Source organism: Roseibacillus ishigakijimensis (assembly GCF_016595415.1).
Classification (GTDB): Bacteria; Verrucomicrobiota; Verrucomicrobiia; order Verrucomicrobiales; family Akkermansiaceae; genus Roseibacillus; species Roseibacillus ishigakijimensis.
Genome location: NZ_JAENIO010000016.1, coordinates 67,255 through 76,478, shown reverse-complemented (window position 1 = coordinate 76,478; position 9,224 = coordinate 67,255). Strand labels below are relative to the sequence as shown.

Genomic DNA, 9,224 nt, shown 5'->3' with positions numbered 1-9,224 from the left:
ACAGAAGCCTCAACACCAACCTTGAACTCGACGAATAAATAGCCAATCTCACGCCAACGACCACCGAGAGTTTTAACGACCTGTGGGACATCCCCAAAGACCTCTCCTGCCGCCTCAATCCTCCAATTCCCCCAAATCATCGTTCGCAAAGTCCCGGGTTTGAGGAGTAGGGATGGCGGCGGGGAGATCCTGCAGCTCGACCCGGGCCTTGCGCAAGGTTTCGCGCTCGACCGGGATGGCTGCCGGAAGCTCTTTTTGGGGAGAAGTATCGCTCACGGAAAGACTCTACCCTTACTGAAGGGCTTCCTCAAGCTCGCGCAGTTGCTTGAGCTTTTCCACCCAGTTGTCGAGGCGATCTTTCTCGGTTTGCACCACTTCCGGTTTGGCATTTTCGACAAACTTGGGGTTCTGCAGCTTGTTGCGTGATTTCTTGACCTCCTTCTCGACCTTGTCGATCTCTTTGGCAATCCGCTTCTTTTCTGCTTCCACGTCGATGAGGCCATCGAGTGGCAGGAAGAATTCGCCCGCGTCGGTGACGGCAGTAGGCGTGCCTTTGGCCACCTCGAAGGTTTCCTCGATCTTGATGGCTTCCGCCCCCACCAGCAGGGCGAGGATGTCGGCCTCTTCCGCCAGCCAGGGGAGGGCGTTCTTGACCACAAAGCGCACGTCTTTGCGGGTCGCAAGATTGTATTCGGCCTTGAGATTGCGCAGGCGTCCGGCCACTTCGTAAACCTTCTCGGCCCGTTCGGCGGTCGCGGGCACCTCCCCCAGCAAGGGCTCGCTGGCGAGGGGCTGGTTCATGAGAAACTCGCCCTCCGCGAGGTAGCCCATGCGGGACGCGAGTTCCTCGGTGAGGTGGGGCATGAAGGGATGGAGAGCTTGGAAGTAGCGCTGCATGATGTGGTCGAAGACCGCGAGAGTCGCGACCTTGGCCGGCGAACCGTCTTCCGCGCGGAGGTCCTTCTTGACCGCTTCGAGGAACTTGTCGCAGAACTCGCTCCAGAGGAACTCGTAGAGCAGCGAACCGAGCTCGTTGAAACGATAATCGGCGTAAGCGGCCGTGAGGTTGGCGGCGAGGCGATCGCTTTTCTGCAAAATATCGAGGTGGTAGGGCCGCAGCGCGCTGACAGGCGGCAGTTCCCCCACTTCGCCCCCGGCCATGCGGCGGAGACGGCAGGCATTGTAGAGCTTGTTGGCGAAGTTGCGTCCTTCTTCGATCTGGGCCTCGTCGAAGCGAACATCGGCGCCCACAGGCGCGATACGCATGAGCCCGAAGCGCAGGCCATCGGCTCCGTATTTGTCCATCAGGTCGATGGGATCGGGGGAATTGCCGAGTGACTTGCTCATCTTGCGACCTTTCAAGTCACGAATGATGGACGTGAAGAAGACGTTCCTGAAGGGCAACTCCCCGCGGAAATGGAAACCGGCCATCACCATGCGCGCGACCCAGAAGAAAATGATATCAGGGCCCGTGACGAGGTCGGTGGTGGGGTAGAATTTCTTCACCTCGGCGCTTTCTTCGCCCAACTTGGTCATGGTGGCAAAGGGCCAGAGCCAGGAGCTGAACCAGGTGTCGAGGACATCGTCGTCGCGCACCCATTCGCCCTCGGCGGGCGCTTCTTCCCCCACGTGGATGGCCCCCGCCTGCATGTCGTCGAGAGTGAGGGATTCTGCCTCCTTCAGTTCGTTCACGCGATCGGCGCGATACCAAACCGGGATGCGGTGCCCCCACCAGAGCTGGCGGCTGATGCACCAGTCCTGAATATTCTCCAGCCAATGGGCATAGGTCTTGGCCCAGCGCTCGGGGCGGTAGGAGATGTCCCCACTGGCCACCGCGTGACGGGCCTCTTCCACGGCGGGATACTTGAGGAACCACTGCATGGAGATGCGGGGCTCGATGGGCACGTCGGCGCGCTCGGAGTAACCCACGTTGTTCTCGTATTCCTCCACCTTGAGCAGGAGGTCCATCTCCTCCAGCTTGGCGGCGGCCTTCTTGCGGGCCACAAAGCGATCCAGACCATCGAACTCCGGCATGTCGGGCAAATTGATGGTGCCGTCGGGATGGAGCACGTCGAGAATCTCAAGATTGTGGCGCAAGCCGATTTCGAAGTCGGCCTTGTCGTGAGCCGGGGTGATTTTCAAGGCGCCAGTGCCGAACTCGGGGTCCACGTGGTCATCGGCGATGACGGGGATTAAGCCCTCCGGGAAGGGACGGCGCACCTTGCGGCCCACGTATTGGCCCCAGCGCTCGTCCTTGGGATTGACCGCCACCGCGACGTCACCCATCAGGGTCTCGGGCCGGGTGGTGGCGATTTCGAGGAATTCGCCCGACGCGTCCACGACCTCATACTTCATGTAGTAGAGCTTGGAGCGCTGGGGCTTCATGATGACCTCCTCGTCGGAGAGCGCGGTCAGGGAGACCGGGCACCAGTTGACCATGCGCTTGCCCCGGTAGATGAGGCCTTGTTTGAAAAGCTCGCTGAAAACATGGCTCACCCACTGGGAGTAGTCCTCGTCCATGGTGAAACGCTCGCGGCTCCAGTCGCAGGAGCAGCCGAGGCGCTTGAGCTGCTTGATGATGATGCCGCCGTGTTTGTCCTTCCATTCCCAAACGCGGTCCAGAAAAGCCTCCCGCCCCACCTCGCGGCGGGTCTTGCCTTCCTCCTCGCGCAGCTGGCGCTCCACCTTGGTCTGAGTCGCGATGCCGGCGTGATCGGTGCCGGGGAGCCAGAGGACTTCCTTGCCCTCCTGGCGGGCGCGACGGGCGAGAACATCCTGGATGGTGTTGTTGAGAACGTGTCCGAGATGCAGGATCCCGGTCACATTGGGCGGCGGGATAACAAGAGAGTATCCCTCCTTATCGGACTCGGGATCAGCGGTGAAACAGCCCTCGTCGAGCCACGCCTGATACCAGCGTTTCTCGACATCCTGGGGCTCGTAGGCTTTCGGCAATTCCGTTTCAGCAGACATTTGTGAGGGGAATGCCTCAAACGGGCCGGTTTGTAAATACCGACCCGCGATTTGGGCGACTTCTCCGAGTCAGCCCCAGGCTCTCTCACTCGCTTTCAACAAGGACCCATTCCGGCGAAACAAGTTCGGTAAGAACAAATTCATCCGGCCGCAAGCCTTCGCCATTGCTCAAGCGCACGGCGGCCCGGAACTCCTTCTTGCGTTCACCAATCAGACGACCGTAGTTGAGTTCCTCCCGTAGGGCCTCATCCAGGTCACTACCCTTCTCGCAAGTGGCCCAGACGAAATCGACTTGGTTGGGAGCGAGAATCTGGTAACGCGAAAGCCGGGGAGCTCTCTCGGTATCGAAGTGAGGCTCTTTGGCGACCCAGGCTCGCACGAGAACCGGCTCGGAGAGGTCTTGCCCGGGCAACTCGGCGATGGGTATTTCAGAATACCCTTCAGTGGCATCGGCATCGAGCACGAGCCCGTCCTCAGCCTTAACGAAGTAGGCCCGGAAGTTGCGGAAATCGCTGCGCACTCCATGCACGGTCATGTAGCCCACCTCCGCGACCGAACCATATTCCCAAGTCAGATTGGTGGGCTGACTGACATTGAAGCCCGCCCACTCGCCCGCTTGCTGCCAAGCGATGAGACGGCCGGCTTGAGACCGGCTGCGAACAAGAGTCTCGATGTCCTCAAGCCGCAGGGAGTCTTCGCTGAGACTTTCGAGCACTTCCACCGCCCGGGTGAAGGAGGGACCGGAATTTTCGACGAACCAATCTTCGGGTTCCTCCTGGCCACCTCCACTCAAGACATCAAAATCGATACCCAAATCCGCGTTATTCGGGTCGGCCTGATGGCGCTGCTTCGCCGTCATGATCATGAGACCAACGAGCACGATGGGAATCACCAATCCAACAATGGCCCACAGCATCCAGGGGCTTCCTTTGCGCCGCTTCCTCTTGCTGCCCCAGCTCTCTTCGCTGGATTCATCGGAGGCCTCTTTGAGCAACTCCACTTGCTCACGGACATCAATGGACCGCAGATCGGCATTCGACTGCATCTCTTTGAGGAGCTTCTCGCGCTTTTCATAAAGGGAGCCGCCGCGCGAACCGGAGTCCGACTTGCGCACGCGCTTTTTTCTCTTTTCCCGGGATGATTCTTCGTCGCTCATATCTTGATGGAATTCTTGCTCAGGGAAGTGGGCCGCGTCCAGCAACTTCAGCCCCCAGATCCAAAGCCCGCCAGTGATCGGCAAAAAACTCCTTTGTCACCAGGACGGGCTCGTCCGCACCCTCTTCTTCGCTCCAAGCCAGCGAGAGATGGGCCCGCCGCAACTCGCGGTCATCCCGCCGCCAAAGCTCGGAATAACCAGTGCCCTGCCCGGCCCGGTCCAAAAAGAGGTCCATGAAGTCGCTGTAGAGTGGATCATCGCCCTCCAGAATGACGACCGGACTGACCTCGGCCTTCCGACGCCCTTCATCATGGTAAGGGGGGTGAAAGCGGACCTTGACCCAGGGCTGGAAATCCGAGTTCTGCCCTTCCGAGACCTTCTCGACATACAAGCGGAAGTTTCCTTGGGTGGCGTCCGCCTGCTGGTTGAGAAACAAGGTCCAATTGACCGACGAATAGCGCACATGCTGCTCCCAATCGAGCAACCACTTGTCCCTCACCTTGACGAAAACACCCTCAAATCCCTCCTCCCCGCTCTCGCTGGGATCCCAGACTACTTCGACAAATCCAGGGCTTTCCTCAAAGGCTACATTCCAGAAGGCGGGGGAATTTTTGAGAGTGGGCAGCGTGCCGGCCACAGAACGTTCTTGGTAATAGCGGGCCATTTTCCGATTGAGGCGGGGCACGGAGAGAACCTGATCGCCCTTGAGATTGACTGTATCACTCGCCAGGAAAAGACGCAGCCGCTTGGAGATTTCGGGATACTCCTTTTTGTAAAAGGCATGCTCCTCCGCACTCAGTCGATCCTCAAAAGACGTGCCTCGTTTCTTGGTTCCTTGCATATTTTTCTGCATCAGAGAGACGACGAAGAGGACGGCGGCCACGGCCACCAACCACGCGGTGCCCCAGCCCAAAATAGCCAGCAAAGGAGGACTCTTGCGCTTCTTGAGGCGCTTGCGACGCTCCCCCTTGGCCCGGCGCTCCTGCTGGGCCTCGGCGACATCTTTCTTCGGCACGAGCGGGCGGCTCTCTTCCCCTTCGGCGGCGTCGGAAAGAGAACGGAACTTGTCCAGGCCGCCCCGGGCATTGACCGTGATATTTCGCTGCACCGCGCGGGAAGAGCTTTGCCGGGGGCCGATGTCCCGGGGACGCACGTGCTTGAGGGCTTGCTCCGGCAGGGGGAAGCGGGTCTCACATTCCGGGCACTGCAAATCGCCGTCCTTGGTCGGATTGGAAGCTCCTCCACATTTCGGACAAAGAAAAATTCCCGGTGCCTGACTACTCATTTTTGCCAGTGTTCCCTACTCGAGCGCTGCTCGCAAGTCTCGAACTCACTATCTCCCCGCCATGGCCCGTTCGACCACGAGAGCCGCCAGCTGTTCGGTCGCTTGATCCAGCTTTTCAACGGCGGCTTTCAGTCGCGCGCCTTGCCCCTCTTCGGCCAGACACGAGCGCACCTCTTTCTCGGCCGCCAAGACCGCCGACAAATCCTCCGCTGGCAAGGCCTCCCCAATCTCCTGCAAAGCGGGTTCCAGAGCTCCCAAGAGTTCTTCCGCCTTCAACTTGGCTTCCACGAAAACGCGGGCGTCCATGTCAGCAAAGGCATGGTCCACACTCTCGGAAACCATCTTCTCCACCCGCGCGTCGGCCACGTCAATGGCCGAGCTTTCGATCTGGAGAATGGTGTCCTTGCCCGTTGTCGTGTCGCGAGCCAGGACCTCCAGCAAGCCACTGGCATTGAGAGAAAATTGGACCCCAACACGCGCCTGCCCCTTGGCCACGGGCTCGAAGGGAACCTCGATCTGCCCCAGCTCCCAGTTGTCCTTGGCCAGCTCCCGCTCACCCTGCAAGATCCGGATGCGCATGGATCGTTGGCCGTCAGCGGCATTGGTGAACATTTCCCCCGCTTTGCAGGGAATGGTGGTATTGCGGGGGATGAGCACATTCATCAGCCCTCCCATGGTCTCGAGACCCAGACTCAACGGAGTGACATCAAGGAGAACCACCTCCCGCACCGCGCCGCTGATGATGCCCGCCTGGATGGCCGCACCCAAGCCCACTGACTCATCAGGATCCACCCCCTCTTCAACGGGACGGCCGAAAATAGCTTCGACGTTTTCGCGCACGGCGGGGACCCGAGTGCTGCCCCCGGCTAAGACGACCGCATCGATCTGCGAGGAAAAAAGACCGGCATCACTGAGCGCCCGCCGACAACAGGCTTCCGTCCGCTTGAGCAAAGGCTCGATGAGCCGGGCAAACTCCTTCCGGCTCACCTCATGCTCCACACTCTCTTGCCCCAGAAAGGGCAGAAGGAAAGCAGCCTCCTCCTCCTCACTCAAAGCGAGCTTGACGCGCTCGGCCTCGGCCAGCACACGCGCCAAGTCATTGCCAGAAAGCTCCGATAGTTCCAAGCCGGTTGCTTTAGCGAGGAGATGATCGAAATCGTCGCCGCCCAGCCGCGTGTCCCCGGCGGTGGCCAGAACTTCAAATTGCCCCTCCCGTAGCTCAAGCAGGGAAACATCGAAGGTGCCCCCTCCCAAGTCATAGACCGCCACCCGCTTTTCTTCCCCCAGCTTGTCCAAGCCGTAGGCCAGCGCGGCGGCCGTGGGTTCGCTCAAAAGCCGGACCACTTCCAGACCCGCCAGCTCCCCCGCCCGCTGGGTCGCCCCCCGCTGACTTTCGTTGAAATAGGCCGGGACAGTGATCACCGCTTTGTGAACCGGTCGCTCGAGACGAGCTTCGGCAATGCCCTTGAGGCGACGCAGAATTTCCGCACTAATTTCCTCGGGAGAGAAGCCCTCGACGAGCCCGCTCGTGCCCATGGCCCGCTTGATACTGGTGATCACCCCTCCCAATCCGCGGCGGCGCCGGGCCGGCCACCCCACCGAAACCCTTCCATCCGCTCCCCGCCAAACCGCGCTGGGAGTCAGCCGGTTACCATCCTCATCCGCCAGCAGAATGGGAAAACCCGACTCCACTACCCCTACCGTAGAATTGGTGGTGCCCAAGTCGATGCCAATAATTGTTTCCTGTTCCATGGTCCGAATTTTTCCCTAAATCAATTGTTCCCACATGCGGGCATAACGGGTCTGCAGCTGGGTCCGCCAACGGCGTAAAAACCCCAAATCCACCCTTCGTTCGATGGCTCGGGTGAACTCCTGCTTTCCGGCCTCCTCTTCGATGCGGCCAAAATCTGCCACCGCTTCCTGGTGCCAGGCATCCACCTCCGCAATGAGCGCTTCCACATTCTCTTTCCAGCGAAAGCCTTCTTTTTGCCAAAGGGCTCTTCCCAGCGTGGAGCTCTTCAAGCTGCCTTCCTCCATCCATTGGTCCACTGCTTCCACCAGCTGGTTGACCTTCAGAAACATCTCCCCCACCCGCTCCGGCACCCGACCGACATGCCCCAGCTTCTGCTCATTCAGCAATAGCCAAAGCTCAAGACGGCGGCACTCATCCAGCAAATCATTGCGAGCCTCCCGCAAACGTTCAAAATCTCCCGCCTGCCCTCCCGCGTCGGGATGAACCCCGTGACTCGCCTCCCGAAAGGCATCCTCGATGCGTTCCGCAGTCAAATCCAGAGTGACCGGCAGGCCCAATGCTTCCCAAACGTTCATGCTATGCCCTCAGGCTGCGAAACTTTCACCACAAGAGCAAGTAACGAGCGCGTTCGGATTCTGCACCTTAAAGCCCCCTTGCTGAAGATCGTCGGAATAATCCAACTCACTCCCGCTGACAAAGAGGGCGCTCTTCGGATCGATGACCACTTTGACGCCGTTGCTCTCGACCAGCACATCCCGATCGCGGGGGCCATCCACGAGATCCATCTGATATTGCAAACCACTGCAACCGCCGCCCACCACCGCGATTTTGAGCGCGCCCTCGGCTCGTCCTTGCTTTTCCAACAATGCCCGCAGGTGGCTGGAGGCCCCGTCGAGGACCTTGACCAGCTTCTCGTTTCCGACCGTGTATTTGACCGCTGCCACGCTGTCATGATAACGCATTCAACCCGGGCCACAACCCCCGAGCGCGCTTGCAGAGAGGTTCGAGCAACTCCTGATTCTCCCTGGCCCGATGAGGCTGTCTTTTCGACCAGAAAAGGATGCGGCACGCCGAAGCTGACCACCTTACAGCCGTCATAACAACCCACTCATTACAAGCAAATTAAAAGGACGACGCCTCGCCTCATTTCACCAGCTAGAAGCTCTTCTTGGTTCCAGCTTTGCTCCCCGCAAGTTGCCTAATCCGCAAAGACGATGGCCCGGCTCCCGTCAATAATCGTGCGGTCCTGCACGTGATAGCGGATGCCCTTGGCCAAGGCCGAGCGTTCGCAATCGCGCCCCAGCCGCACCATATCCTGCGCGGAGTGGGTGTGCTGCACCCGGGCCACTTCTTGCTCGATGATGGGCCCGGCATCAAGATCGCCGGTCACGTAATGACAGGTCGCCCCGATCAGCTTGACCCCACGCTCGAAGGCCTTGCGGTAGGGGTTGGCCCCGATGAAGGCGGGCAAGAAGCTATGGTGAATATTGATCATCCTGCCCTGCCATTGCTCACACATCCAAGTCGGGACGATTTGCATAAAGCGGGCCAAGACAACCAACTCAACCTGCTGCTCCTGGAGAAGAGCGTCGATTTGGCGGAAGCCCCCTTCCTTGTCGCCGGTCATTTCCACATGGTGAAAGGGCAGCCCCTCTCGCTCGGCAATCTCGCGACAGTCCTCCCGGTTGCCGATCACGGAAGTGATTTCAACCGGCATTTCTCCCAGCCGCGTGCGCCAGAGAATCTCATTGAGACAATGGTCGGTCTTGGTCACCAGCACCGCAGTGCGCATCTTGTAGGGCAGGCGCCGGAAATGCCACTTCCCCCCAAGGGCCTTCCCCATCACGGCAAAGCCGGTCATGAAATCCTCCACCGAGAGGGACATGCCCGAGGTCTCGATTTCGAGGCGGGCAAAGAAGCGCTCCCCTTCGCGCGCGGTGAATTGACTGAACTCGACGAGATTGCCTCCGTATTCGGCAACGTAACCGGCAATCCGGGCAACCAATCCCGGCTGATCGGGACAATCAATCTTGAGAATGAGACCTTCCTGCGACATGGGC

At 59.7% G+C, this 9,224-nt stretch carries 8 protein-coding genes; all 8 read right to left on the bottom strand.

The annotated features are described in order from the left end of the window. Positions 1 to 114 precede the first annotated feature (114 nt). The 8 genes from JIN78_RS08110 to purU all read right to left on the bottom strand — a co-directional run bounded on the left by JIN78_RS08110 (position 115) and on the right by purU (position 9,220). Positions 115 to 276 carry a hypothetical protein gene (locus tag JIN78_RS08110; RefSeq protein WP_200391454.1) on the bottom strand — a complete coding sequence of 54 codons (162 nt, stop codon included), beginning with the start codon at positions 274 to 276 and terminating at the stop codon, positions 115 to 117. A gap of 15 nt (positions 277 to 291) precedes the next feature. Then, positions 292 to 2,970, bottom strand: a complete 2,679-nt coding sequence (locus JIN78_RS08105) for a valine--tRNA ligase (RefSeq protein WP_200391453.1) — start codon at positions 2,968 to 2,970, stop codon at positions 292 to 294. 85 nt (positions 2,971 to 3,055) lie between these two features. Continuing rightward, positions 3,056 to 4,126 (bottom strand): hypothetical protein, encoded by a 1,071-nt coding sequence (locus JIN78_RS08100; protein ID WP_200391452.1) that lies wholly within the window; start codon positions 4,124 to 4,126, stop codon positions 3,056 to 3,058. 19 nt (positions 4,127 to 4,145) lie between these two features. Further along, positions 4,146 to 5,411, bottom strand: coding sequence for a hypothetical protein (locus JIN78_RS08095; RefSeq protein ID WP_200391451.1), 1,266 nt, complete (start codon positions 5,409 to 5,411; stop codon positions 4,146 to 4,148). A gap of 48 nt (positions 5,412 to 5,459) precedes the next feature. Continuing rightward, positions 5,460 to 7,163, bottom strand: a complete 1,704-nt coding sequence (locus JIN78_RS08090; RefSeq protein ID WP_200391450.1) for an Hsp70 family protein — start codon at positions 7,161 to 7,163, stop codon at positions 5,460 to 5,462. Between the two features lie 15 nt (positions 7,164 to 7,178). Further along, on the bottom strand, positions 7,179 to 7,739 hold the full coding sequence (locus JIN78_RS08085; protein ID WP_200391449.1) for a hypothetical protein: 561 nt from the start codon (positions 7,737 to 7,739) through the stop codon (positions 7,179 to 7,181). 9 nt (positions 7,740 to 7,748) lie between these two features. Next, positions 7,749 to 8,126: a HesB/IscA family protein gene (locus tag JIN78_RS08080; RefSeq protein WP_200391448.1), complete on the bottom strand. Its 378-nt coding sequence runs from the start codon at positions 8,124 to 8,126 to the stop codon at positions 7,749 to 7,751. Positions 8,127 to 8,362: 236 nt separating this feature from the next. Beyond that, positions 8,363 to 9,220, bottom strand: coding sequence for a formyltetrahydrofolate deformylase (purU, locus tag JIN78_RS08075; RefSeq protein WP_200391447.1), 858 nt, complete (start codon positions 9,218 to 9,220; stop codon positions 8,363 to 8,365). Between the last annotated feature and the right edge of the window lie 4 nt (positions 9,221 to 9,224).

Coding starts and splice junctions, on each gene's coding strand:
- JIN78_RS08105 (WP_200391453.1), bottom strand. CDS start 2,970: ATGTCTGCTGAAACGGAATTGCCGAAAGCCTACGAGCCCCAGGATGTC.
- JIN78_RS08100 (WP_200391452.1), bottom strand. CDS start 4,126: ATGAGCGACGAAGAATCATCCCGGGAAAAGAGAAAAAAGCGCGTGCGC.
- JIN78_RS08095 (WP_200391451.1), bottom strand. CDS start 5,411: ATGAGTAGTCAGGCACCGGGAATTTTTCTTTGTCCGAAATGTGGAGGA.
- JIN78_RS08090 (WP_200391450.1), bottom strand. CDS start 7,163: ATGGAACAGGAAACAATTATTGGCATCGACTTGGGCACCACCAATTCT.
- JIN78_RS08085 (WP_200391449.1), bottom strand. CDS start 7,739: ATGAACGTTTGGGAAGCATTGGGCCTGCCGGTCACTCTGGATTTGACT.
- JIN78_RS08080 (WP_200391448.1), bottom strand. CDS start 8,126: ATGCGTTATCATGACAGCGTGGCAGCGGTCAAATACACGGTCGGAAAC.
- purU (WP_200391447.1), bottom strand. CDS start 9,220: ATGTCGCAGGAAGGTCTCATTCTCAAGATTGATTGTCCCGATCAGCCG.